This window comes from Curtobacterium sp. Curtsp57, assembly GCF_047324335.1.
Taxonomy (GTDB): Bacteria; Actinomycetota; Actinomycetes; order Actinomycetales; family Microbacteriaceae; genus Curtobacterium.
Genome location: NZ_CP168511.1, coordinates 352,818 through 375,247, shown reverse-complemented (window position 1 = coordinate 375,247; position 22,430 = coordinate 352,818). Strand labels below are relative to the sequence as shown.

The window sequence follows — 22,430 nt, the reverse complement described above, 5'->3', positions numbered from 1 at the left end:
AAGTCGCACTCGAAGTCGCACTCGAAACAGAAAACCGATCGAGTGCGCAGAAGCAGCGTCTGCACCACCCACCTCGTCGCCACTCGCGCGCGCTCGATGGACGACGCTCGACAATGCCCCGCGGGAACCCGCCCTCAGGCGCCGGGACCGCCGGTGAAGCCCGTCGCCCCATCTGGGCGCGCGGCCTTGGCGTTCGCCGTCCGGATCTCCTGATCGGCGTCGATGCCGGGCCGGGGCGCGAGCGGATCCTCCAGCCCCCGCAATGACCGCGCACGACGCGACGCCTGGACCCCCAGCACGACACCGACCGCCACGATCGCGAGGAACGCGACCAGCAGGGTGATGAACATGCCTGCAGCCTAGCGACTGATGCTCACACCCGCTGTGCGTCCGACGAACGCTCTGCGCGCCGCCGTCGCACGCGATCCACGAGGCGGCGTTCATCCACCAGGTCGCCATCGGTCACCAGGACGAAGGCCCACCGTTCGGCTTCGAAGCGTTCCCGGCGCGCGATGTCGCGGAGGTACGTCGCCCGGTCCTCCTGGTGGTGGCGTCCTTCGTACTCGATCGCGATCCGCAACTCCGGGTAGGCGAGGTCGACCCGCCCGAGGAATCGACCATCGCTGCCGCGCACATCGAGGTTGCACTCCGGCTCAGGCAGCCCGTGATCGACGAGCACCAGGCGCAACGCACTCTCCATCGGGGACTCGGAGCCCGGCCGGACCAACTCGACCGCTGCGCGCAGGCGGGTGATCCCCCTGATGCCACCGGCGCGGCTGACAGCGACCCGCAGATCGTCCAGCGAACACCACCGCTCGATGAGCTGGTCCCCCATGACGGTCAGCTCTCGGACGGACAGCACGGCGGCGCAGTCCAGCCACGTCCGGAGTGGATCGCTCGTCGGCAACCCCGCCGCTGTTCCGATGCGCGGAACCGATCTCGTCCTGTGACCGACGACTCCCGGCCGACGCATCTGCCGTCCGTTCGCGCCGGTCACGTGCAGTACGGGCTCGTCTCGTAGTCGCGCGGGCAGGGCGAGGCCCCACAAGGCCGCAGCGGTGGTGTGACTGAACCACTGGTTTGCACCGAGCAGCGGCCTGTACGCACGGGCCCGCAACTCGACGGTGTCGAGCGGAACGACCCGCGGTACGCGGAGCGAGCGAGTGGGACGGCCGAGGTCCCTCCCACGCATCCGTGACCGCGAGACACCTCGACGGCGCCCCTCGCGGACGGTGAACGAGGTGTTCCTGAGGAGCAGCGGAAGCGGACGAGCGAACACGGCACCACCCTCCCGAACACCGCGCATCCTCGCTGCCCAATGTGCGGATCCGTGGAGGCATCACGGCAACCTCGCCCTGTGGAGGACGTTGCCCGATCGTTGTCTCCACGCGCGGCACCGCTCCCGCGCGCGGACTAGCATCCTGTTCACTCGATGGCCCGAGCACGCGTGTGAGGGGATGACATGACGACCGAGGGACCGGGCCCGACCGGCCGACACAGCGACCGGTTCGGGGACGACGACGACCTCGGTCGCGCCTTCGGCACGGACACGTCCTCCGTGCCCGTGCGCACGACACCGCAACGCGTCCGCGCGTGGTCCCTGCTCCTGGCCGGGGTGGTCGTCGTGGCCGCGGTCATCATCGTCGTGCTCTCGATGATCATCGGCAGTGTCCAGACCGGCGTCGGCGGGATCTTCCCCCGACCGGACGCCAGCCTCCAGCGCTTCACGGAGGACGCCGGCGCGCTCGACGGTGTGATCTCGACCGACGCCACGAAGCCGACGAAGACGTCCTTCGCCAGCTACGACGTCACGGCCACGGTCACCGCGTCCACGGAGCTGTCACCGGACCAGCGCACAGCGCTCATCGACCAGCTGAGCGAGGCCGTGGCGGACGCGAGTGGCAACGGCGTGCACGTGTACGCGATCGCGGACCTGGGCGATGTGGACGTCGGGATCTCGCCGTCGAAGGCCCGCACCGACGAACGGCTCCGGCTCGCCCGTGCGATCCGGCAGGTCGCCGGCGTGCAGCAGGTCAGGTGCGTGTGGGCGGCCACGAGCGAGGGACGAGCCGACACGCCCGCCGGTCAGTCCGTCGAGGTGGAGACGGCTCCGACGGGTGTCGACGTCCCGGCGGTCCAGGCGCAGGTCACGGATGCCGTGCACCGGGTCTTCCCCGACGCCGCCGTGCAGGTCGTCGCCGCCAAGCAGTGAGCGGAGCCCCACTCCGGGCTCAGGCGCCGCGCGCCGCGACCGCCTGTTCGACCGCCCGGACGACCTGCTCGGCGGAGTCCTCCCACCGGAACCGGGCCGCCTGCACGACCGAAGCATCCGAGGCGGCGTCCCACCGAGCCTCCAGTCTGCGCACCGCCGCAGCGACCGCAGCAGGCGACGACGGGTCGAAGTACTCCGCCGCGTCTCCCCCGATCTCGCGGAAGATCGGGATGTCGCTGACGGCCACCGGCGTCCCGACCCCCATCGCCTCGACCAACGGGATCCCGAACCCCTCGTCGTACGACGCCGTGACCAGGGCGGTCGCCGACCGGAGCGCGTCGAGGTATTCCTCGTCCGACGCCCCGTCGTGGAAGACGACCGCGTCCGGGCCGGCGAGCGCGGACAGCCGGGCACGGTCGGCAGCGGACACGCGGGACATGCAGTGCAGCGTCCAGTCCGAACCAAGGAGCGGGAGCGCCGCGACGAGCGTCTCGACGTTCTTGTACGGCATGAAGGAGCCCATGTAGACGAGGGTCTTCGTCCGCGTTCCCCCCGCCGGTCGCACCGTGGCCGGGTCTGCTGCGTTGTACGCCACCGTCACCGGGCGCTTCGTCAGTCGGTGCGCCGTGATCAGCGCAGCGGTCGTCGATGACACCGTCACCACCCCGTCTGCTCCGTTCAGCAGGAGGCGCTGCGGCCACCACGACAGGTGGAACGCCCGCCAGCCGAGCCGGATCGGCCACGCGAACTCCCGCGGCGGCGTCCGGTTCCGGTAGTAGATCAGGTCGTGCAGCGTGAGGACGAGCGCGTACCTGCGCCCTCGTGACCCCATCGTCTGCATCGGTGAGAACACGGCGTCGAGTCCGAGACGGTTCACGTGGCGGGCGACGAGCGGCTCCCCCGCGTCGGTCGGCGCCGGGATCAGCTCCCACGGCAGGTCGTCCGGCAGCGACTCGAGCTGCCGTTCGTCGTTCACGAGCAGCGTGTAGTCGTGGCGCTCCGGAAGGTGCGCGACGACACCGGCCGTGAAACGGCTGATCCCGTCGTGCCGACCGATCCGGACGTACCGGCAGTCGATCCCGACGCGCAGGCGGCTCACGATGCGCGCCCGGTGTTCGGCCTGGAGGCCCGGTCCGCCTTGGCAGCGCGTGCGGGCTTCCGGACGGGGTCGGCCATCCGGCGCAGGGTCGCGCTGGCAGCGGCGGCCGGCGTCTCGTAGTGCACCAGGTGCCCGACCTCGGGGATGACGACGAGCTCGGCGTCACGGAGCCGATCGGCGAGCGCACGTTGTTCCGGCACGGCGGTGATGTCGTCACGCTCGGCAGCGATCATGAGCACGGGGACCTCGATACGGTCGGCGTACTCCGAGACGTCGTGGGTGACCGAGGTGCGGAAGGCCTCGAGCACGCTCGTCCGGTTGGCGAAGGCGGAGAAGTACCGGTCGTGCTGGTCGTGCACCCACCGGCGCATCTCCGGGTCCTTCGACTTGAGCATCGCGACGCTCATCGCCCGGACGATCGCGCGGTTCCTGAGGACGCCGAGGCCGACGGGTCGGGGCAGTGCAGCACCCGCGCGGTAGTACGCGATCGCGATGCCGGTGCCGATGGCACGGGGGCCCTGGAGCGCAGGAGCCGCGATCGGGTTCACCAGGACGAGCAGCCGCGTGTCGAGCCCGGCGGCGACCGCTGCGGACACCACGATCGACCCGAACGAGTGCCCGAGCACGACGGCGGTGCGGTCGAGGCCGAGCGCCGCGTGGAACCCGCGCAGCCACGACACGTACCCGTCGATGTCGGAGACCGCGAGCGGGTCGGAGATCCCGAAGCCGGGCAGGTCCGGGACGATCACGCGGACCCCGACGAGGTGCGCGGCGATCGATTCGAGCCCGTGGTGGTCGCCACGGAACCCGTGCACGGCGAGCACGGTCTGCGACGCGTCGGCTGGCCCGTACTCCCAGTAGTGCGTGGTGCGGCCGTCGACCTCGACGGCGCGGTGCACGACGGGCGTCGAGGCCATCAGCGACTGGTACGGAGAGAGCACGGGCGGTTGCATCCGCGCCAGTCTACGAAACCGACTCCGGTGCAGCAGGGAACACGCTCGGAGCCGTCGGCCTATCGTGTCCGGGGCGGGCGGAGATGCCCGTCGACCACGACGAGGAGCACGGTGACCTTCACAGCCCCGATCCAGCTGCCCGGACTGACGCTCGACCCCCTCTGGTACAAGCGGTCCGTCTTCTACGAGTGCATGATCCGCTCGTTCGTCGATTCGAACGGCGACGGTACCGGGGACCTGCAGGGCCTGATCAGTCGCCTGGACTACCTGCAGTGGCTCGGCGTCGACGCCCTCTGGCTGCCGCCGTTCTTCAAGTCCCCGCTGCGCGACGGCGGCTACGACATCGCGGACTACAAGGCGATCCTGCCGGAGTTCGGCACGCTCGAGGAGTTCCGCGAGCTCGTGACGAAGTCGCACGAGCGGAACATGCGCATCGTCATCGACATGGTGATCAACCACACGTCGGACCAGCACGAGTGGTTCCAGCAGTCCCGGGAGGACCCGGACGGTCCCTACGGCGACTTCTACGTCTGGCGCGACACCGACGAGCACTACGAGAACATCCGCATCATCTTCGTCGACACCGAGGAGTCCAACTGGACGTTCGACCCGGTCCGTCGACAGTTCTTCTTCCACCGGTTCTTCTCGCACCAGCCGGACCTCAACTTCGAGAACCCGGCGGTCGTCGAGGCCGTGTACGACGTCGTCCGGCACTGGCTCGACCTCGGCGTGGACGGCCTGCGGCTCGACGCCATCCCGTACCTCTTCGAGTCGGAAGAGGGCAACGGCGAGGGCGAGCCGGAGACGCACGAGTTCATCAAGAAGCTCCGCGCGATGGTCGACGAGGAGTACCCGGGCCGTGTCCTCATCGCCGAGGCGAACCAGTGGCCCCGCGAGACCGCCGCGTTCTTCGGGACGGACGAGGAGCCCGAGTGTCACATGGCGTTCGACTTCCCGGTGATGCCCCGCATCTTCTACTCGCTCCGCGCCCAGCACGCCAAGGAGCTCTCCGCGATCCTGTCCGAGACGCTCGACGTGCCGGACAGTGCGGCGTGGGGCGTGTTCCTCCGCAACCACGACGAGCTCACCCTCGAGATGGTCAGCGAGGAGTACCGGCAGGCGATGTACGGCTGGTACGGGTACGACCCGCGGATGCGGTCGAACATCGGTATCCGCAGGCGCCTCGCTCCCCTGCTCGACAACTCCCGCGCGGAGCTCGAACTCATCCACGCGCTGCTGTTCTCGCTTCCCGGTTCACCGTTCCTGTACTACGGCGACGAGATCGGGATGGGCGACAACATCTGGCTGCCCGACCGGGACTCCTCCCGCACGCCGATGCAGTGGACGCCGGACCGGAACGCGGGGTTCTCCACCGCGGACCCCGGGAAGCTGTTCCTGCCGGTCGTCCAGTCGCTCGTGTACAACTACGCGCAGGTCAACGTCGAGGCACAGCTCGCGCAGTCGCGGTCCCTGCTCCACTGGGTGCGCAACGTCATCCACGTGCGGAAGGCACACCCGGTGTTCGGCATGGGGTCGATCGCGGTGCAGGAGACCGACAACGAGAGCGTGCTCGCCTTCGTCCGCTCGTGGGAGGGTGCAGGCACCCAGTTCGGTGCCTCGGCCGAGGACGTGCTCTGCGTGTTCTCGTTCGCGGTCAACGCGACGACGGCGACCATCTCGGCGCCGGAGTTCGCGGGTCGTCCGCTCTACGACCTGTTCGGCGGCAGCTCGTTCCCGTCGTTCGACGACGAGGGCAACGTCACGCTGACGCTGGGCACGCAGTCGTTCTACTGGCTGCACGTCGGGGCCGCGCCGACCGCGTGAGCAGGCTTTGGCAGTCGTTCACCTGGCTGCACGTCGGGGCCGCGCCGACCGCGTGAGCAGGCTTTGGCAGTCGTTCACCTGGCTGCACGTCGGGGCCGCGCCGACCGCGTGAGCAGGCTTTGGCAGTCGTTCACCTGGCTGCACGTCGGGGCCGCGCCGACCGCGTGAGCAGGCTTTGGCAGTCGTTCACCTGGCTGCACGTCGGGGCCGCGCCGACCGCGTGACCGGGCGTGTCGGTGCGCGCGGTTAGCCTGACACCGTGACGTTCCCCACATCGCAGCTCGACACGCCGGCGGCCCCCCAGGACCTCTCGACACGTCCGTGGTGGCATGCCCTCGGCGTGTTCGACCTCGAGACCACCGGCATCGACGTCGAGACCTCCCGGATCGTCACGGCGCACGTCGGGCTGATCGACATGACCGGGCGCAGCATCGTCGAGGGCTCCTGGCTCGCCGACCCCGGGGTGGAGATCCCCGAGCAGGCATCGGCCGTGCACGGCATCAGCACCGAGCGTGCCCGCGCCGAGGGGCGTCCAGCGGGAGAGGTCGTCGCCGAGATCGTCGCCGCGATCGAAGCCGTGTTCGCGCGCGGCATCCCACTCGTGATCTACAACGCCCCGTACGACCTGACGCTGCTCGACCGTGAAGCCAAGCGGCACGGCATCGCCTCCCCCGTGATCGGCAACGTCGTCGACCCGCTCGTGATCGACAAGGCGCTCGACACCTACCGCAAGGGCAAGCGCACGCTCGAAGCCGCCGCCGAGCTGTACGGCGTCACCCTCTCCGACGCGCACGACGCGGGCGCGGACGCGATCGCTGCCGGCCGTGTCGCGCAGGCCATCGCGACGAAGTACCCGGACGACCTCACCGTCTCCGCCGAAGAGCTCCACCGCAAGCAGGTCGGCTGGTGCGCCGAGCAGGCCGCGTCGTTCCAGGACTACATGCGGAAGAAGCGCGACCCGTCGTTCACCGCCGACGGCCGCTGGCCCCACCGCACCGCGGACTGACGCTCTCGTCGACTCCTCGCCGCCCCCGCACAACGAAAAGCAGCTCGCACCGCGCAACGACGCGGTGCGAGCTGCTTTCGGTTGTGCGAGCGCGATCGGCACGAACGCGGAACGGGCGGCTCTCCCAGAGGAGAGCCGCCCGTCGAGCGCATGGCGTCTTACTTGCTGAAGCCCTTGAAGCGCTGGTTGAACTTCTCGACGCGACCGGCCGAGTCGAGGATGCGCTGCTTGCCCGTGTAGAACGGGTGCGACGCGGACGAGATCTCGACGTCGATGACCGGGTAGGTGGCACCGTCGAGCTCGATGGTCTTGTCGCTGTTCGCGGTCGAACGCGTCAGGAACGTCTCACCGGAAGCCAGGTCACGGAAGACGATGGCGCGGTACTCGGGGTGGATGTCGGTCTTCATGGAGATTCCTCGGATAGCAGTGTGTGTTGAGATGCGCAGAACCGCGCGGGAAGTCGTTGGCCTACGCCAGCCGTCTACGTTACCAGACAGCACGGCCGATGTGGAGCAGGGCTAGGCCGCGCGCGCCGAGAACCGGCCGGAGTCCTTCGACACGGTGAGCCCGATGCCGAACGCCTCGGTCAGGGTGGCGTCGGTCAGGACCTCGTCGATCGGTCCCGCCGCCTGGACGTGCCCGTCGGCCAGGATCAGTGCGTGCGTGAAGCCCTCGGGGATCTCCTCGACGTGGTGCGTCACGATGACGATCGCCGGCGAGTCACCGCTCTTCGCGTACCCACCGAGCGTGCGCACGAGACTCTCGCGCGCGCCGAGGTCGAGCGACGCTGCCGGCTCGTCGAGGAACAGGATCTCGGGGTCGGTCATGACGGCACGGGCGATCTGGACGCGCTTCTGCTCGCCGTCGCTCAGCTCACCGAAGGTGCGGTCGGTGAACGCGCCGAGGCCCCATTCGTCGAGCACGCGCTGCGCACGGCGGACGTCGAGCTCCTCGTACTCCTCGTTCCACCGCCCGGTGACCGAGTAAGCGGCGGTCAGCACGACGTCGATGACCTTCTCGGTGACCGGGATGCGACGCGCGAGGGCCGTCGACGCGAACCCGATGCGGGGCCGCAGGTCGAAGAGGTCGGCACCGCCGAGCTCGGTCCCGAGCACCTCGACCTCACCAGAGGTCGGGAAGCTCTGGGCCCCCGCGACCTGCAGCAGCGTGGTCTTGCCGGCGCCGTTCGCACCGAGCACGACCCACCGCTCGTCGTCCTGCACCTCCCACGAGACACCGTCGAGGATGGTGGCCCCGTTCCGGACCACGGACACGTCAGACAAGCGCACAACCGAGGGCATGTGATCACCCTACGGCAGCCGACCATCCGAAACGGGGCACACGCCGAGCGTCACTCCGCCAGGATCGACTCGATCTGCCCGAGCGCCTCGAGCATGCCCTCACGCATGCCCATCTCGAGCAATTGCTCGAGCTGCTCCGCCGTGGCGAAGTGCGCCGTGTTCGTCATCCTGGTGCGTCCACCGAGGTCCTCGAGCGTGACCTCCATGGTCGTGATCGGCATCGACGTGTCCGGCTGCCCCGACTCGTCCGCGAACCCGTCCTCGAGCCTGATGGAGTGCGGTTCGTCCACGGCGACGATCGTCCAGTAGCCGGCCGCCTTCGTGCCGTCCGGGCCGGTCATGAAGTAGTCGCTGCGTGACCCGGGCTCCAGCGAGTGCCGGACGAACGTGGCCGGCCACGACGGCGGTCCCCACCACCGTTCGAGTTGCCTGGGGTCCGCCCAGATCTGCCAGACCCGCTCGACCGGCGCGTCGAACTCGGCGGTGAAGGTCATGGTCAGGGCGTCGACGTCGTGCGTCGCGTCGATGGTGGTGCTCATCTTCCGGTCCCCCTCGGGGTCGGTGGGCTCCGTCACGGAGCGGTGTGCGGCCGATCGGCGGGGCCCTCGTCGCCGAGGAGCTCCGTGATCCGGTCGACCCGGTGCCGCCAGAGGTCCTCGTAGGACCGCAGCAGACGATCGGCGCGTCGGACGCCGCCGATCTCGCTCGTGACGATCTGCTCGCGCCCTCGCCGCTCCTTGCGGACGAGTTCGGCACGTTCGAGCACCGCGACGTGCTTCTGCACGGCCGCGAAGCTCATCGCGTACCCGGATGCGAGCGAGGACACCGACTGCTCACGCACGATGACGCGCCGGACGATGTCCCGGCGCGTCGCGTCCGCGAGGGCCGCGAACACGCGGTCCACCGCCTCGGCGTCCATCTCATCACGTACAACCATCGGGTTGTACGTTACGCCCGCCGCGCCCCGCGCGCAACGGACTGGAGGCTCGGGGTGACGTCCGTCAGGAACGTCACCCCGAGCCTCCAGTCCGGTTCAGGGCCGTGGTGCGGTCAGCGCGCCGCCAGGACCTGGTCGTACACGGCGCGCGTGCGCGTCGCGATCGCGGCCCAGGTGAACTCGGTCTCGACCCGGAGCCGACCCGCGCGACCCATCAGCTTCGCCAGCCCGATGTCGGACAGGACCTCGTTGAGGGCGGCCGCGAGGTCGGCGACGTACTTGTCGGGGTCGGTCGGCGTGCCGGTGCCGTCGGTGGCCTGGTCGATGGGCACGATGCGGCCGGTCAGCCCGTCGGCGACGACCTCGGGGATGCCACCGGTGCCGGTGCCGACGACGGGGATCCCGCACGCCATGGCCTCGAGGTTCACGATGCCGAGCGGTTCGTAGATCGACGGGCACACGAAGACGGTGCCGGAGGACAGGACCTTGACGATCTCCTCGTGCGCGAGCATCCGGTCGATCCAGACGACGCCGTCGCGGTGTGCCCGGAGGTCCTCGACGAGTCCGGTGACCTCGGCCATGATCTCCGGGGTGTCCGGGGCGCCGGCGCAGAGGACGATCTGGACCTCCGGCGGCAGCGACGCCACGGCGCGCAGCAGGTACGGCAGGCCCTTCTGGCGGGTGATGCGCCCCACGAAGACGACGCTCGGACGCTCCGGGTCGATGCCGAGGCCACGCACCGCGTCGTGGTCGACGTCCGGCTTCCACTCGTCGACGTCGATGCCGTTGTAGACGACGTGGACCTTCGCCGGGTCGATCGACGGGTACGAGCGCAGGATGTCCGCACGCATCGCCTTCGACACCGCGACCACCGCGTCCGCCTGCTCGAACGACTCGCGCTCCATCCAGCTGGACAGCCGGTAGCCGCCGCCGAGCTGTTCGGCCTTCCACGGCCGGAGCGGTTCGAGGCTGTGCGCCGTGACGACGTGCGGGATGCCGTGGGTGAGCTGCGCCAGGCGTCCGGCGGCGTTCGCGTACCAGGTGTGCGAGTGCACGAGGTCGGCACCCTCGACGTCCGCAGCCATCTGGACGTCGGTACCGAGGGCCTGGAGCGCGCCGTTCGCGTTCTCGAGCCCCGCTGGTGTCCGGTAGGCCCAGACGCCCTCTTCGTCGCGGAACCCCCCGAAGGCACGCACGCGCACGTCGGTGTCCGTTCCCGACCGCAACGCTGCGGTGAGCTCGGCCACGTGGACGCCAGCACCGCCGTAGACCTCCGGCGGATACTCTCTGGTCAGCAGATCGACTCGCACTGGTTCAACGTAACCGGTTCCCAGTGCTGACGCCTACTGTGAACGGCATGGCACCAAAGAAGGTCTTCGGCATCGTCCTCGCGGGAGGTGAGGGCAAGCGGCTCATGCCGCTGACGGCCGACCGGGCGAAGCCCGCTGTTCCGTTCGGCGGGAACTTCCGTCTCATCGACTTCGCACTCTCGAACCTGGTGAACTCCGGGTTGCAGAAGATCGTCGTCCTGACGCAGTACAAGTCCCACAGTCTCGACCGCCACGTCGCGAAGACGTGGCGCATGGAGGGCCTGCTCGGGTCCTACGTCGCGTCGGTCCCGGCGCAGCAGCGTCTCGGCAAGCGGTGGTTCGCCGGATCGGCCGACGCGATCCTGCAGTCGCTCAACCTGCTCCGTGACGAGCGCCCCGACATCGTCGTCGTCGTCGGCGCGGACCACGTGTACCGGATGGACTTCCACCAGATGGTCGAGGCACACATCGCCTCCGGCCGCAGCGCCACGGTCGCGGCGATCCGCCAGCCGATCGGTCTCGCCGACCAGTTCGGCGTCATCCAGGTGGCCGAGGACGACCCGACGAAGATCGACGCGTTCCTCGAGAAGCCGAAGGACGCCGTCGGCCTCGCGGACTCGCCCGACGAGATCCTCGCCTCGATGGGCAACTACGTGTTCGACGCCGACGCGCTCGTCGACGCCGTGCTGCGCGACGGCCAGCTCGAGTCGTCGGCGCACGACATGGGTGGCGACATCGTGCCGGACTTCGTCGCACGCGGCGACGCAGGCGTCTACGACCTGAAGGGCAACGAGGTTCCCGGCTCGAACGACCGCGACAAGTACTACTGGCGCGACGTGGGGACGATCGACTCGTTCTTCGACGCACACATGGACCTCATCGCGCCCGTGCCGGTGTTCAACCTGTACAACCAGGACTGGCCGATCTTCAACCAGCAGACCAACCTGCCGCCGGCGAAGTTCGTGCGGGACGCGAACGGCAACACCGGCGCGACCGTGGACTCGATCGTGTCGCTCGGGTGCCTGCTCTCCGGAGCCCAGGTCGAGCGCAGCGTCATCGGGCCGTGGTGTGGGATCGACTCCGGGTCGAAGGTGCTCGATTCGATCGTCTTCGAGCGGGCGTCGATCGGCGCCGGGTCGATCGTGAACCGCTCGATCCTGGACAAGGACGTCGTCCTCGCACCGGGTGCGCAGGTCGGCGTCGATCGGGAGGCCGACCTGGCCAGGGGCTTCACCGTCACCGATTCCGGGATCACCGTGGTGGGCAAGGGCGTGCGGGTCGAGGCATGACGGCACCCGACTCCGGACTCCGCCCACGCGTGGGCAAGGGCGTCCGCGTCGAGGCGTAGCCCCGTCCGACGTCACAGGAGGCGCGGCACCGCTACCGTTGTGGCGTGCCGCGCTTCCTCGTCGTCCTCGATGCCGATTCCACCTTGCTCGAGGACGAGGTCATCGAGCTGCTGGCCGACGCCGCCGGGACCCGGCCACAGGTCGCCGCGATCACGGAGCGCGCCATGCGGGGGGACATCGACTTCGGAGACAGCCTCCGGGAGCGTGTCGCGACCCTTGCTGGCCTCCCGTCCGCCGTCTTCACCGACGCCCAGCGCGCGGTCCACGTGACCCGCGGCGCGGACGAGCTCGTCCGCGGCGTGCACGCCGCAGGCGGCACCGTCGGCGTCGTCTCTGGCGGCTTCCACGAGGTCCTCGACCCGTTCGCCGCCGCGCTCGGCCTCGACCACTGCCAGGCGAACCGGCTCGAGGTCGTCGACGGCCGGCTCACCGGGCGGGTGCTCGGCGACGTCGTGGACGCGCACGCGAAGGCCGCCGCGCTCCGGACATGGGCCGGGGCGGACGGTGTGCCCCTCGCACGGACCGTGGCGATCGGCGACGGCGCGAACGACCTCGAGATGATGGGGGTCGCGGCGCTGTCCGTGGCGTTCGACGCCAAGCCGCGTGTCCGGGAGTCGGCGGACGTCGCGGTCGTCGACCGGGACCTCTCCCCTGTGCTCGCCGCCCTCGGCCTGCGCGGCTGAGCGCTGCCCGCGCCGGGCCCGAGTCCGCGCTAGTGCCCCATCCCGAGGCCACCGTCGACCGGGATGACCGCACCGGAGATGTACCCGGCGCCGTCACCGGCGAGGAAGAGCGTCGCGTCCGCGACGTCGTCGACGCTGCCGTAGCGCGCCGCCGGGATCTGCTTCTTGAACTCGGCCTGCAGTTCCTCCGGCAGCGCTGCCGTCATGTCCGTCTGGATGAACCCGGGCGCGACGACGTTCGCGGTGATGCCACGCGACCCGAGTTCGCGCGTGATCGATCGGGCCATGCCGACGAGGGCCGCCTTGGACGACGCGTAGTTGACCTGGCCGACCTGCCCGTAGGCCCCGACGACGCTGCCCATCAGCACGATCCGGCCGAACTTGGCACGCATCATGCCCTTCGTGGCCCGCTTCACGACCCGGAACGTCCCGGTCAGGTTCGTGTCGATGACGCTGGTGAAGTCCTCTTCCGACATGCGCAGCAGGAGCTGGTCGTTCGTGATCCCGGCGTTCGCGACGAGCACCTCGACCGGTCCGAGCTCTGCCTCGACCTGCGTGAAGGCGGCGTCGACCGACGCGGTGTCGGTGATGTCGGCCTGCACCGTGAGCGCACCCTCTGGTCCGCCGAGGCCGCTCCTGGACGTGACGGCGACCCGGTGTCCTTCCGCCACGAACCGCTCCGCGAGGGCGAATCCGATGCTGCGGTTGCCGCCGGTGATGAGGACGGTACGGGGGGTGGTCATGGAGGCTCCGTTCGGTGGCGATCTCGTGCGCTGCGGACCGGGTCTCCCGGCCGACACGCCCGCACGAGCCTACCCGGGCCCACATCGCGCGCGTGATGTGACCATGTGCGCGTGATGTGTCCATGTGTCGGTGCGCGGGCTTAGGCTTGTCAGAGGGAAGACGGAGACCGAACGCATGAAGACGACGCGACGCATCACGCGACGCACGACGCAGGCCATCACGGCACTGCCGGAGACACCGCAGCGCGACCGGAAACACCGTCTGTCGCGGTACATCTGGCAGATGGCCGTGCGCGTGATCCTCTTCGTCGGGGCAGTCCTCGTCTACACCGTCTGGCACAGCCCGTGGCTCGCGCTCATCCCGATCGTCCTCGCGGCGGTCATCCCCTGGGTCGCCGTGGTCATCGCGAACGCCGGCAGCCACACCGAGTCCGACTATGTCGCTCCGGCTGGCGCGCTCGTCCGTGTCGCTGACATCGACCCGCGCCTCCGCGAACAGCAGGAAGACGCGCGGGCACAGGCCTACCGAGACGAGCAGGACCGCCTGCGCGAAGGTGCCCAGCACGCGCAAGAAGAATGGCAGCGCAACGGAGACCGCTCCCGCGTGTGGGGCCACCGCTGATGGGCGCCACGTTCGACCTCTTCACCGAGCCGGGTTCGACCCCGGTGTGCTCCCGCGCCGGCTGCTCGACCGCCGCCAGCTGGCGGGTGAACTGGCGGAACCCACGCATCCACGCCATCGACCGCGTGAAGATCTGGGCGGCCTGCGACGAGCACCGTGACTTCCTCGCCGGGTACCTCCGCTCCCGGACGTTCCCGGTCCGGGTCACCGGCATCGACGAAGACGTCGACCAGCTCGACGACGCCAAGCACGACGCGCACGACCAGCCGAAGAACGACGTCGGCGAACGGGCGCGCTCGGCGAACGAGCGATGACCGACGACTTCGACCCGGGTTCCCGGTACGGCCGCCGCCACGCCGAGAAGCTCCGTCGCGCTGCCGAGCGGGAACGCCGGGCGGCCGTCGACGCCGGCGTGGTGGAACGCGATCCCGACGAGCCCTTCGTCGGCTGGCGGTTCGTCGGGAGCCGTCGCTGGCTCGGGTACTTCGCCATCGCCGTCGCGTTCGCCATCGTCTGCGCCCTGTTCGGCATGTGGCAGTGGGACCGCAGGAACGAGGCCGTGCGCGAGAACCAGCAGATCGCGGCGAACTACGACCACACCCCGGTGCCGGTCGACCAGGCACTCCCCCGGGCCTCGAGCTGGGACGACGACCAGACCTGGCTCCGGGTCGAGGTCACCGGGCGCTACGACACCGACGACCAGCTCCTCGTCCGGAACCGCGTGCACAACGGACAACCCGGCTTCGAGGTCCTCACGCCGCTCGTCACCGCGGACGGCCGCGCCTTCGTCGTCGATCGCGGGTGGGTCCCGACGGGCAACCGGCAGGACGCACCCGACAGCATCCCGGCCGCACCGACCGGGCAGGTCACCGTCGTGGCCCGTCTGCAGCAGAGCGAGCCGCGCATCCCCGGGCGGACCGATCCGGCCCACACCGACCAGGTCCAGTCCGTGACGCTCGCCGACGTCGCAAAGAAGGTCGACGCCCCGATCTGGACGGGTGCCTACGGCCAGCTCGCATCGGAGACCCCGGCGCCGACCGAGGCCCGCCCGCTCGGGTGGGACCGGCCGAGCGCGGACACCGGCCTCCACCTCAGCTACTTCATCCAGTGGTTCATGTTCGCCGCCGGCGGGTTCGGCTTCCTGGCCTACCTGATGGTGCAGGAGTACCGGAACCTCAACCAGGACGACCCGGAAGAGCGCGAGCGCGCCCTCGAGCGGCAGCGGCGCAAGGACGCGAAGCCCAAGTCGGACGCCGACATCGAGGACGAGCTCCTCTCACGCTGACCGCGGCGCGCTGACCGGCCCGAATGGTCACGACACCTCGCCGGTCGTTCGCCGAGTGGTCACGGTCCGTCGCTCAGCGTGGCTCACGACGACGATCCTTGCCCACTCGACGAAGGTGAGCGGGCCGTCGTGACCAGTCAGGGGAACGATCCTGGTCGGGTCAGCATCCCGCAGTTGCCTGCGCGGCACTACGCGAGCTCGATGAGCTCCGCGTAGTCCTTGTTCCAGTGGTCCTCGGTGCCGTCGGGCAGCAGGAGCACCCGTTCGGGGTTGAGCGCCTCGACCGCACCGGCGTCGTGCGACACGAGCACCACGGCGCCCTCGTAGCCCGCCAGTGCGCCGAGGATCTCCTCGCGGGACGCCGGGTCCAGGTTGTTCGTCGGCTCGTCGAGGAGCAGCACGTTCGCACCGGAGACCACGATCATCGCGAGCGACAGCCGGGTCTTCTCGCCACCGGAGAGCACGCCGGCCTTCTTGTAGCCGTCGTCCCCCGTGAAGAGGAACGACCCGAGGACCCGACGTGCCTCGGTCTCGTTGAGCTCCGTCGACGCCGACACCATGTTCTCGATGACGGTGCGGTTCACGTCGATGTTCTCGTGCTCCTGCGCGTAGTAGCCGATACGCAGACCGTGCCCCGGCTGGATCTCGCCCGTGTCGGGCGCGTCGGCGCCGGCGAGGATACGGAGCAGGGTCGTCTTGCCTGCACCGTTGAACCCGAGGATGACGACGCGCGAGCCGCGGTCGATCGCCAGGTCGACACCGGCGAAGATCTCCAACGAGCCGTAGGACTTCGACAGCCCCTCGGCCATCAGCGGCGTCCGACCACATGCGACCGGCGTCGGGAACCGGAGCTTCGCGACCCGGTCGACGGCGCGCTCGTCCTCGAGGCCGGCGAGCAGCTTGTCGGCCCGCGCGACCATCTGGTGCGCCGCGGCCGCCTTCGACGCCTTGGCACCGAATCGAGCAGCCTGGTCCTTGAGGGTGGCCGCCTTCTTCTCGGCGTTCGCGCGTTCCTTGCGGCGACGTTCCTCGTCGGCGACGCGCTGCCGCTGGTACAGCTTCCAGCCCATGTTGTAGATGTCGATGGTCTGGCGGTTCGCATCGAGGTAGAACACCCGGTTGACGACCTCGTCGACGAGTTCGACGTCGTGGGAGATCACGATGACGCCGCCGGGGTAGGTCTTGAGGTGCTCACGGAGCCAGACGACGCTGTCGGCGTCGAGGTGGTTCGTCGGCTCGTCGAGGATCATGGTCTCGGCATCCGAGAACAGGATCCGGGCGAGCTCGATGCGACGACGCTGACCACCCGACAACGTCTTCAGCTGCTGGTCGAGGATGCGGTCCGGGAGCTTGAGGTTCGACGCGATCGACGCCGCCTCGGCCTCGGCCGCGTAGCCGCCGAGCGCGTTGAACTGGTCGTCGAGGCGCGAGTAGCGGCGCATCGCCTTCTCGGCCACGGCCGGGTCGTCGCTGGCCATGTCGAGCGTGGCGAGCCGGATGCCCTCGACGAGTTCGCCGAGACCGCGAGCGTCGAGGATGCGCTTCCGCGCGGTGTCCTCCGGGTTGCCCGAGCGCGGGTCCTGCGGCAGGTAGCCGATCTCGCCGGAGCGCTCGATCTTGCCGTCGGTCGGCGGGGTCTCCCCCGCCAGGGCCTTGGTCATCGTGGTCTTCCCGGCGCCGTTCCGGCCGACGAGACCGATCTTGTCGCCCTTCTCCACGCGGAAGGACACGTTCTCCATCAGGAGGCGGGCCCCGACTCGGATCTCGAGGTCGTGCACGGCAAGCACAGTGGAAGTCCAATCAGTTGGTGGTTTTGCACAACGACGTGCGCATGAGGTGCACCGCTACGCTGACGGGACCGATGGTCCTGAACAGGACCAGCAGTCCATTCTAGGAGAATCCATGACGAACGCCACCGGGTTCGCTCCCCGCGCAGTCCTCGCCGACCGTCTGCGGACGCACGGCCTCGCCACCGATGCCGCGCTCATCGCCGGCGGAACGCTCTTCACCGCGGCGATGGCCCAGGTCGAGGTCCCGATGTGGCCCGTCCCGATCACCGGGCAGACCCTCGCGGTCGTGCTCGTCGGTGCGACCCTCGGTGCCCGCCGCGGAGTGCTCTCGATGCTCGTCTACGCGATCGCCGGGCTCGCCGGCGCGCCGTTCTTCGCGGACATGCAGGGCGGCCTGCACGCGCTGACCCTGCCGAGCTTCGGGTACGTCATCGGGTTCATCCCCGCCGCCGGCGTCGTCGGGTGGCTCGCACGCCGCAACTGGGACCGCCACGTGGGGCGCGCCGCGGTGGCGTTCACGCTCGCGAGCGCGATCCCGTTCGTGACGGGACTCCCCTACCTCGCCGTCGCGCTCGGTGCGCTCGGCCTGCCGAACGACCTGCAGTCCGTCCTCGCTGCCGGCCTGTACCCGTTCGTCGTGGGCGGCCTCGTGAAGGCCCTCATCGCCGCGGGCATCGTCCCCCTCGTGTGGAAGGTCGTCGGCCGCCGCTGACGCGTCACGCGCCCGCGCGAAGGGCCCCAGACCGCTGGTCCGGGGCCCTTCGCGTTCGGGTGCGGGTGCGGGTGCGGGTGTGCCGGGACGCGTCTGCGGCGACCGGTCACGACACCCCGACAGCATCCGGCGACCGGTCACGAACCGTCGGCCGATGGCTACCCAGCCGACGGTTGGCGACCACCCGGCGTACGTGAGCGGTGTGTCGTGACCAGTGAACGGCGCGGGCTCTGCGCGACCCAGCCCATGACGAACGGGAGGCGCGGTGCCAGCTGGCACCGCGCCTCCCGTCTGTGTGTGGTCGCGACTAGATCGAGAAGCCGAGCGCGCGCATCATCTCGCGCCCGTCGTCGGTGATCCGCTCCGGACCCCACGGCGGCATCCAGACCCAGTTGATGCGGAACGCGTCGACGATGCCGTCGAGCGCGTTCGCGGTGTCGCCCTCGATGACGTCGGTCAGGGGGCAGCCCGCGCTCGTCAGCGTCATGCTGATGATCAGCGCGGTCGCCTCGTCGTCCCAGGCGAGGTCGTAGATGAGCCCGAGGTCGACGATGTTGACGCCGAGCTCCGGGTCCTGGACCTCCTTGAGGCCCTCGACGACCTCGTCGAACTTCTCCGGTGCGAGTGCGGTGATCATGGTCAGTGCGCCTCGGCCGCGGCTGCGGCCTGCACGTAGCGGTCGTAGCCCTCGTTCTCGAGCCGGTCCGCGAGCTCGGGGCCGCCCTGCTCGGCGACCTTGCCCGCGACGAACACGTGCACGAAGTCCGGCTTGATGTAGCGCAGGATGCGCGTGTAGTGCGTGATGAGCAGCACGCCGAGGCCCGTGGCGGCCTTCGCGCGGTTGACGCCCTCGGAGACGATCTTCAGGGCGTCGACGTCGAGCCCGGAGTCGGTCTCGTCGAGGACGGCGAACTTCGGCTTGAGGAGCTCCAGCTGCATGATCTCGTGGCGCTTCTTCTCGCCGCCGGAGAAGCCCTCGTTGACGTTGCGCTCGGCGAAGGCCGAGTCCATCTTGAGGTCGGCCATCGACTGACGGAGGTCCTTCACCCAGGTGCGGAGGGCGGGAGCCTCGCCGTCGATCGCGGTCTTGGCGGTGCGGAGGAAGTTCGAGACGGTGACGCCCGGGATCTCCACCGGGTACTGCATCGCGAGGAACATGCCGGCGCGGGCACGCTCGTCGACGCTCATCGCGAGGACGTCCTCGCCGTCGAGGGTGATCGAGCCACCGACGACGTTGTAGCGCGGGTGGCCGGCGATCGTGTAGGCGAGGGTGGACTTGCCCGAGCCGTTCGGCCCCATGATCGCGTGGATCTCGCCCTCGTTGATGGTGAGGTCGACGCCCTTGAGGATCTCCTTGACACCCTGGTCGGTGTCGATCGAGACCTGCAGATCGCGGATTTCGAGAGTGGACATTGCGTTCCTTCGGTTGCAGCTGGGTCGCGGCGTCAGCCGCGGGGAAGAGGTGGGGTCGCTAGTCGATGGGGACGGGGTCGTGCACGTCGACGTAGACGTCGCCGTCGCGGACCTCGACCCGGAAGACCGGGACGGGCTCGTACGCGGGGAAGTTCTGCGGCTTGCCGGTGGTCAGCGAGAAGCGGGATCCGTGCGCCCAGCACTCGAGCGAGTCGCCCTCGACGAAGCCCTCGGCGAGGGAGATGTCCCCGTGCGTGCACGTGTCACCGATGGCGTGCACCGTGCCCGCGGAGTCCTTCACGATCGCCACAGCGGTGCCGTCGACGACGACGCGCATCGGGCTGTCCACCGCGATGTCGCCCTCGGAGCAGACCTTCTCGGCCATCAGGCGTCCGAGCCGTCCGCCTCGGCCGACGGCGCGACGAGCACGGTCCGCCCCTCGGCGAGCTCCTGCTCGACGGCGGCGATGAGGCGTTCCTCGAGCTCGGGGGCGCCGATCTTCTGGATGACCTCGACGAGGAAGCCGAGCACGACGAGTCGGCGTGCTTCTTCTTCCGGGATGCCGCGGGCCTGCAGGTAGAACAGCTGCTCGTCGTCGAACCGACCGGTCGCACTCGCGTGCCCGGCGCCCTGGATGTTGCCCGTCTCGATCTCGAGGTTCGGGATGCTGTCCGCGCGGGTGCCGTCGGTCAGGACGAGGTTGCGGTTCTGCTCGTACGAGTCGGTGTCGTCGCCGGCGCGCCCGATCAGCACGTCGCCGATCCAGACGGTGTGCGCACCCTGACCCTGCAGCGCCCCCTTGTAGTTGACCCGACCGCGCGTGTTCGGCGCGTCGTGGTTCACGTAGACCTGCTGCTCGATGTACTGACCCGCATCGGCGAAGTACACGCCGTACATCTCGGTGTCGGCGCCCTGGGCGCCGAGGTGCGTCGACGGGTTGACCCGGACGACGTCGCCGCCGAGCGAGACCACGACGTGCTTGAGGAAGGCGTCGCGGCCGACCTCGGCGAACTGCGTCGACACGTGGACGGTGTCGTCGGCCCAGTCCTGCAGCGACACGACCGTCAGGCGGGCGTTGTCGCCGACGACGATCTCGACGTTCTCGCTGAGGAGCGCCGAACCGCGGTTGTCGATGACGACGATGCCCTGCGCGTTCGGCTCGGCCGTGACGACGGTGTGCGCAGCGCGGGGCTGCGTGCCGAAGTCCGAGCGGGTGATGGTGATCGACTCGTAGGACTCGGTCGCCTTGATCGTCACGGCGAGGACGGCGTCACGAGCGGTCCAGGCAGCGGCCGCCGCCCGGTCCTCCGGGAGACCCGCCGTGCCGACGCGGGGGTCGTCACTGCGACCCCACTCCACGTCGGCGCCGTCGGTCTCCGTCGCCAGGAACGGGTACGCGGAGCCGTCGAGCCCACCCGCGAGGAGCGGTGCGAGCTTGTCGAGCGGCGCGAACTTCCAGTTGACCTCTCGGCCGGTGACCGTCGGGAAGTCGTCGATGTCGCCCGACTGCGGGCGCGCCGAACGGGTCTGGACGGGGACCTTGGAGTCCCATCCGCCGTCGGAGTGCGCCTTCGCGCCGTGCTGGACCGTGGCGGACGCAGGCTCGACCGGCTGGTCGATGCGGGGTGTCTGGGTGGGGCTGGACATCTAGCCGACGGATCCTTCCATGCTCATCTCGATGAGCTTGTTGAGTTCGAGTGCGTACTCCATCGGGAGCTCGCGGGCGATCGGCTCGATGAACCCGCGGACGATCATCGCCATCGCCTCGTCTTCTGCCATGCCGCGTGACATGAGGTAGAACAGCTGCTCTTCGCTCACGCGCGACACCGTCGCCTCGTGGCCGAGCTGCACGTCGTCCACACGGATGTCGATCGCCGGGTACGTGTCCGACCGGCTGATCGTGTCGACGAGGAGCGCGTCGCAGCGGACCGTGTTCGCCGCGTGGTGCGCATTCGGGTCGACCCGGACCTCGCCGCGGTAGCCCGCACGGCCGCCGCCACGGGCGATCGACTTCGAGACGATCGAGGACGTCGTGTACGGCGCCATGTGGATCATCTTCGCGCCGGCGTCCTGGTGCTGGCCGGGGCCCGCGAAGGCGACCGAGAGCGTCTCGCCCTTGGCGTGCTCACCGGCGAGGTAGATCGACGGGTACTTCATCGTGACCTTGGAGCCGATGTTGCCGTCGATCCACTCCATCGTGGCGCCCTCGTGCGCGATGGCACGCTTGGTGACGAGGTTGTAGACGTTGTTCGACCAGTTCTGGATCGTCGTGTAGCGCACGCGGGCGTTCTTCTTCACGATGATCTCGACGACGGCCGAGTGCAGGGAGTCCGACTTGTAGATCGGGGCAGTGCAGCCCTCGATGTAGTGGACGTACGAGTCCTCGTCCGCGATGATCAGCGTCCGCTCGAACTGGCCCATGTTCTCGGTGTTGATCCGGAAGTAGGCCTGCAGCGGGATCTCGACGTGGACGCCCTTCGGGACGTAGACGAACGAGCCGCCGGACCACACGGCCGTGTTCAGCGCGGCGAACTTGTTGTCGCCGGCCGGGATCACGGTGCCGAAGTACTCCTCGAAGATCTCGGGGTGCTCGCGGAGGGCCGTGTCGGTGTCCATGAAGATGACACCCTGCTGCTCCAGGTCCTCGCGGATCTGGTGGTAGACCACCTCGGACTCGTACTGCGCGGCGACACCGGCGACGAGGCGCTGGCGCTCTGCCTCGGGGATGCCGAGCTTCTCGTAGGTCGCGCGGATGTCCTCGGGGAGGTCCTCCCACGACTGCGCCTGCTTCTCCGTGGAGCGCACGAAGTACTTGATGTTGTCGAAGTCGATGCCCGTCAGGTCGGCACCCCACGTCGGCATGGGCTTCCGGCCGAAGAGCTGCAGGCCCTTGAGCCGGTTCTTCAGCATCCACTCGGGCTCGTTCTTGAGGTTCGAGATGTCGGTGACGACCTCTTCCGAGATCCCGCGACGCGCAGAGGCGCCGGCGGAGTCGGAGTCGGACCAGCCGAATTCGTACTGGCCGAGCCCTTCGAGTTCTGGACGGTCGATGAGCACGTCGGACATGGTCTCCTCGTTTCCTTCTCGTGGCAGCTTCCGGTTCCAACCGGTCGGCGTCGGGCGCCATTCCATCGCGAACCGCCGACAGGGCGATCACGGTGCTGCTACCTCGCAACGTCATGGTTCCACGC

At 69.4% G+C, this 22,430-nt stretch carries 25 protein-coding genes; 9 read left to right on the top strand and 16 right to left on the bottom strand.

The genetic code is table 11. From position 1 onward, the window contains the following. Positions 1-134 precede the first annotated feature (134 nt). Both ACEN9V_RS01670 and ACEN9V_RS01665 read right to left on the bottom strand, forming a co-directional pair. Positions 135-350 (bottom strand): hypothetical protein, encoded by a 216-nt coding sequence (locus ACEN9V_RS01670; protein WP_413601868.1) that lies wholly within the window; start codon positions 348-350, stop codon positions 135-137. A 23-nt stretch (positions 351-373) separates the two neighbouring features. After that, on the bottom strand, positions 374-688 hold the full coding sequence (locus tag ACEN9V_RS01665; RefSeq protein ID WP_413601867.1) for a hypothetical protein: 315 nt from the start codon (positions 686-688) through the stop codon (positions 374-376). Between the two features lie 774 nt (positions 689-1,462). On the opposite strand from ACEN9V_RS01665, the gene ACEN9V_RS01660 reads away from it, so the two are divergent. Beyond that, positions 1,463-2,212 (top strand): hypothetical protein, encoded by a 750-nt coding sequence (locus ACEN9V_RS01660; protein ID WP_413601866.1) that lies wholly within the window; start codon positions 1,463-1,465, stop codon positions 2,210-2,212. A gap of 19 nt (positions 2,213-2,231) precedes the next feature. On the opposite strand, the gene ACEN9V_RS01655 is transcribed toward ACEN9V_RS01660, so the two are convergent. Both ACEN9V_RS01655 and ACEN9V_RS01650 read right to left on the bottom strand, forming a co-directional pair. Beyond that, positions 2,232-3,302: a glycosyltransferase family 4 protein gene (locus tag ACEN9V_RS01655; protein ID WP_413603025.1), complete on the bottom strand. Its 1,071-nt coding sequence runs from the start codon at positions 3,300-3,302 to the stop codon at positions 2,232-2,234. Between the two features lie 5 nt (positions 3,303-3,307). Continuing rightward, entirely contained in the window at positions 3,308-4,264 is a 957-nt protein-coding gene (locus tag ACEN9V_RS01650; protein ID WP_413601865.1) for an alpha/beta fold hydrolase, read from the bottom strand. A 111-nt stretch (positions 4,265-4,375) separates the two neighbouring features. Here ACEN9V_RS01650 and treS point away from each other — a divergent pair, with 111 nt between their 5' ends. Both treS and ACEN9V_RS01640 read left to right on the top strand, forming a co-directional pair. After that, the gene (treS, locus tag ACEN9V_RS01645) at positions 4,376-6,088 is read left to right on the top strand and encodes a maltose alpha-D-glucosyltransferase (protein ID WP_281264626.1); all 1,713 of its coding nucleotides are present in this window, start codon (positions 4,376-4,378) and stop codon (positions 6,086-6,088) included. A gap of 259 nt (positions 6,089-6,347) precedes the next feature. Beyond that, on the top strand, positions 6,348-7,094 hold the full coding sequence (locus ACEN9V_RS01640; protein ID WP_281264627.1) for a 3'-5' exonuclease: 747 nt from the start codon (positions 6,348-6,350) through the stop codon (positions 7,092-7,094). Between the two features lie 158 nt (positions 7,095-7,252). Here ACEN9V_RS01640 and ACEN9V_RS01635 read toward each other — a convergent pair whose 3' ends face one another. The 5 genes from ACEN9V_RS01635 to glgA form a co-directional block, all read right to left on the bottom strand. Continuing rightward, entirely contained in the window at positions 7,253-7,501 is a 249-nt protein-coding gene (locus ACEN9V_RS01635) for a type B 50S ribosomal protein L31 (RefSeq protein ID WP_071300737.1), read from the bottom strand. 111 nt (positions 7,502-7,612) lie between these two features. Continuing rightward, complete coding sequence (locus tag ACEN9V_RS01630) at positions 7,613-8,395, bottom strand: ABC transporter ATP-binding protein (RefSeq protein WP_281264628.1); 783 nt, start codon at positions 8,393-8,395, stop codon at positions 7,613-7,615. A 50-nt stretch (positions 8,396-8,445) separates the two neighbouring features. Then, complete coding sequence (locus ACEN9V_RS01625) at positions 8,446-8,934, bottom strand: SRPBCC family protein (protein WP_413601864.1); 489 nt, start codon at positions 8,932-8,934, stop codon at positions 8,446-8,448. Positions 8,935-8,966: 32 nt separating this feature from the next. Then, positions 8,967-9,332, bottom strand: a complete 366-nt coding sequence (locus tag ACEN9V_RS01620) for an ArsR/SmtB family transcription factor (RefSeq protein ID WP_413601863.1) — start codon at positions 9,330-9,332, stop codon at positions 8,967-8,969. 113 nt (positions 9,333-9,445) lie between these two features. Beyond that, complete coding sequence (gene glgA, locus ACEN9V_RS01615) at positions 9,446-10,642, bottom strand: glycogen synthase (protein ID WP_413601862.1); 1,197 nt, start codon at positions 10,640-10,642, stop codon at positions 9,446-9,448. 47 nt (positions 10,643-10,689) lie between these two features. On the opposite strand from glgA, the gene ACEN9V_RS01610 reads away from it, so the two are divergent. Both ACEN9V_RS01610 and serB read left to right on the top strand, forming a co-directional pair. Further along, positions 10,690-11,931 (top strand): glucose-1-phosphate adenylyltransferase, encoded by a 1,242-nt coding sequence (locus ACEN9V_RS01610; RefSeq protein WP_413601861.1) that lies wholly within the window; start codon positions 10,690-10,692, stop codon positions 11,929-11,931. 104 nt (positions 11,932-12,035) lie between these two features. Continuing rightward, positions 12,036-12,674 (top strand): phosphoserine phosphatase SerB, encoded by a 639-nt coding sequence (gene serB / locus ACEN9V_RS01605; protein ID WP_413601860.1) that lies wholly within the window; start codon positions 12,036-12,038, stop codon positions 12,672-12,674. A 29-nt stretch (positions 12,675-12,703) separates the two neighbouring features. Here serB and fabG read toward each other — a convergent pair whose 3' ends face one another. Then, the gene (fabG, locus tag ACEN9V_RS01600; RefSeq protein WP_413601859.1) at positions 12,704-13,417 is read right to left on the bottom strand and encodes a 3-oxoacyl-ACP reductase FabG; all 714 of its coding nucleotides are present in this window, start codon (positions 13,415-13,417) and stop codon (positions 12,704-12,706) included. A 175-nt stretch (positions 13,418-13,592) separates the two neighbouring features. On the opposite strand from fabG, the gene ACEN9V_RS01595 reads away from it, so the two are divergent. The 3 genes from ACEN9V_RS01595 to ACEN9V_RS01585 are packed head-to-tail and all read left to right on the top strand — an operon-like array spanning position 13,593 to position 15,324. Further along, on the top strand, positions 13,593-14,039 hold the full coding sequence (locus ACEN9V_RS01595; RefSeq protein ID WP_413601858.1) for a DUF3099 domain-containing protein: 447 nt from the start codon (positions 13,593-13,595) through the stop codon (positions 14,037-14,039). After that, positions 14,039-14,353 carry a hypothetical protein gene (locus tag ACEN9V_RS01590; protein ID WP_402728793.1) on the top strand — a complete coding sequence of 105 codons (315 nt, stop codon included), beginning with the start codon at positions 14,039-14,041 and terminating at the stop codon, positions 14,351-14,353. The genes ACEN9V_RS01595 and ACEN9V_RS01590 overlap by 1 nt, the downstream gene beginning before the upstream one ends. Then, on the top strand, positions 14,350-15,324 hold the full coding sequence (locus tag ACEN9V_RS01585; RefSeq protein WP_413601857.1) for an SURF1 family protein: 975 nt from the start codon (positions 14,350-14,352) through the stop codon (positions 15,322-15,324). The genes ACEN9V_RS01590 and ACEN9V_RS01585 overlap by 4 nt, the downstream gene beginning before the upstream one ends. Before the next feature lie 188 nt (positions 15,325-15,512). On the opposite strand, the gene ACEN9V_RS01580 is transcribed toward ACEN9V_RS01585, so the two are convergent. Further along, positions 15,513-17,111, bottom strand: a complete 1,599-nt coding sequence (locus ACEN9V_RS01580; RefSeq protein ID WP_413601856.1) for an ABC-F family ATP-binding cassette domain-containing protein — start codon at positions 17,109-17,111, stop codon at positions 15,513-15,515. Positions 17,112-17,226: 115 nt separating this feature from the next. Between ACEN9V_RS01580 and ACEN9V_RS01575 the strand changes: the two genes are divergently transcribed. After that, the gene (locus tag ACEN9V_RS01575) at positions 17,227-17,826 is read left to right on the top strand and encodes a biotin transporter BioY (RefSeq protein ID WP_413601855.1); all 600 of its coding nucleotides are present in this window, start codon (positions 17,227-17,229) and stop codon (positions 17,824-17,826) included. 307 nt (positions 17,827-18,133) lie between these two features. Here ACEN9V_RS01575 and ACEN9V_RS01570 read toward each other — a convergent pair whose 3' ends face one another. The 5 genes from ACEN9V_RS01570 to sufB are packed head-to-tail and all read right to left on the bottom strand — an operon-like array spanning position 18,134 to position 22,305. Continuing rightward, complete coding sequence (locus ACEN9V_RS01570; protein WP_071300728.1) at positions 18,134-18,463, bottom strand: metal-sulfur cluster assembly factor; 330 nt, start codon at positions 18,461-18,463, stop codon at positions 18,134-18,136. 2 nt (positions 18,464-18,465) lie between these two features. Next, on the bottom strand, positions 18,466-19,239 hold the full coding sequence (gene sufC, locus ACEN9V_RS01565) for a Fe-S cluster assembly ATPase SufC (RefSeq protein ID WP_281264639.1): 774 nt from the start codon (positions 19,237-19,239) through the stop codon (positions 18,466-18,468). A gap of 58 nt (positions 19,240-19,297) precedes the next feature. Further along, positions 19,298-19,624, bottom strand: coding sequence for a non-heme iron oxygenase ferredoxin subunit (locus tag ACEN9V_RS01560; protein WP_413601854.1), 327 nt, complete (start codon positions 19,622-19,624; stop codon positions 19,298-19,300). Next, positions 19,624-20,886 (bottom strand): Fe-S cluster assembly protein SufD, encoded by a 1,263-nt coding sequence (gene sufD / locus ACEN9V_RS01555; protein ID WP_413601853.1) that lies wholly within the window; start codon positions 20,884-20,886, stop codon positions 19,624-19,626. The genes ACEN9V_RS01560 and sufD overlap by 1 nt, the downstream gene beginning before the upstream one ends. Next, positions 20,887-22,305, bottom strand: a complete 1,419-nt coding sequence (sufB, locus tag ACEN9V_RS01550) for a Fe-S cluster assembly protein SufB (RefSeq protein ID WP_402728798.1) — start codon at positions 22,303-22,305, stop codon at positions 20,887-20,889. Positions 22,306-22,430: the final 125 nt, after the last annotated feature.

Bases quoted from the DNA above. Each gene is read 5' to 3' on its own strand.
- fabG (WP_413601859.1), bottom strand. From the start codon at position 13,417: ATGACCACCCCCCGTACCGTCCTCATCACCGGCGGCAACCGCAGCATC.
- ACEN9V_RS01590 (WP_402728793.1), top strand. From the start codon at position 14,039: ATGGGCGCCACGTTCGACCTCTTCACCGAGCCGGGTTCGACCCCGGTG.
- sufB (WP_402728798.1), bottom strand. From the start codon at position 22,305: ATGTCCGACGTGCTCATCGACCGTCCAGAACTCGAAGGGCTCGGCCAG.
- ACEN9V_RS01670 (WP_413601868.1), bottom strand. From the start codon at position 350: ATGTTCATCACCCTGCTGGTCGCGTTCCTCGCGATCGTGGCGGTCGGT.
- ACEN9V_RS01595 (WP_413601858.1), top strand. From the start codon at position 13,593: ATGAAGACGACGCGACGCATCACGCGACGCACGACGCAGGCCATCACG.
- ACEN9V_RS01560 (WP_413601854.1), bottom strand. From the start codon at position 19,624: ATGGCCGAGAAGGTCTGCTCCGAGGGCGACATCGCGGTGGACAGCCCG.
- ACEN9V_RS01575 (WP_413601855.1), top strand. From the start codon at position 17,227: ATGACGAACGCCACCGGGTTCGCTCCCCGCGCAGTCCTCGCCGACCGT.
- ACEN9V_RS01660 (WP_413601866.1), top strand. From the start codon at position 1,463: ATGACGACCGAGGGACCGGGCCCGACCGGCCGACACAGCGACCGGTTC.
- ACEN9V_RS01585 (WP_413601857.1), top strand. From the start codon at position 14,350: ATGACCGACGACTTCGACCCGGGTTCCCGGTACGGCCGCCGCCACGCC.
- ACEN9V_RS01570 (WP_071300728.1), bottom strand. From the start codon at position 18,463: ATGATCACCGCACTCGCACCGGAGAAGTTCGACGAGGTCGTCGAGGGC.
- sufD (WP_413601853.1), bottom strand. From the start codon at position 20,886: ATGTCCAGCCCCACCCAGACACCCCGCATCGACCAGCCGGTCGAGCCT.
- ACEN9V_RS01650 (WP_413601865.1), bottom strand. From the start codon at position 4,264: ATGCAACCGCCCGTGCTCTCTCCGTACCAGTCGCTGATGGCCTCGACG.
- sufC (WP_281264639.1), bottom strand. From the start codon at position 19,239: ATGTCCACTCTCGAAATCCGCGATCTGCAGGTCTCGATCGACACCGAC.
- ACEN9V_RS01625 (WP_413601864.1), bottom strand. From the start codon at position 8,934: ATGAGCACCACCATCGACGCGACGCACGACGTCGACGCCCTGACCATG.
- ACEN9V_RS01635 (WP_071300737.1), bottom strand. From the start codon at position 7,501: ATGAAGACCGACATCCACCCCGAGTACCGCGCCATCGTCTTCCGTGAC.
- ACEN9V_RS01620 (WP_413601863.1), bottom strand. From the start codon at position 9,332: ATGGTTGTACGTGATGAGATGGACGCCGAGGCGGTGGACCGCGTGTTC.
- ACEN9V_RS01630 (WP_281264628.1), bottom strand. From the start codon at position 8,395: ATGCCCTCGGTTGTGCGCTTGTCTGACGTGTCCGTGGTCCGGAACGGG.
- ACEN9V_RS01610 (WP_413601861.1), top strand. From the start codon at position 10,690: ATGGCACCAAAGAAGGTCTTCGGCATCGTCCTCGCGGGAGGTGAGGGC.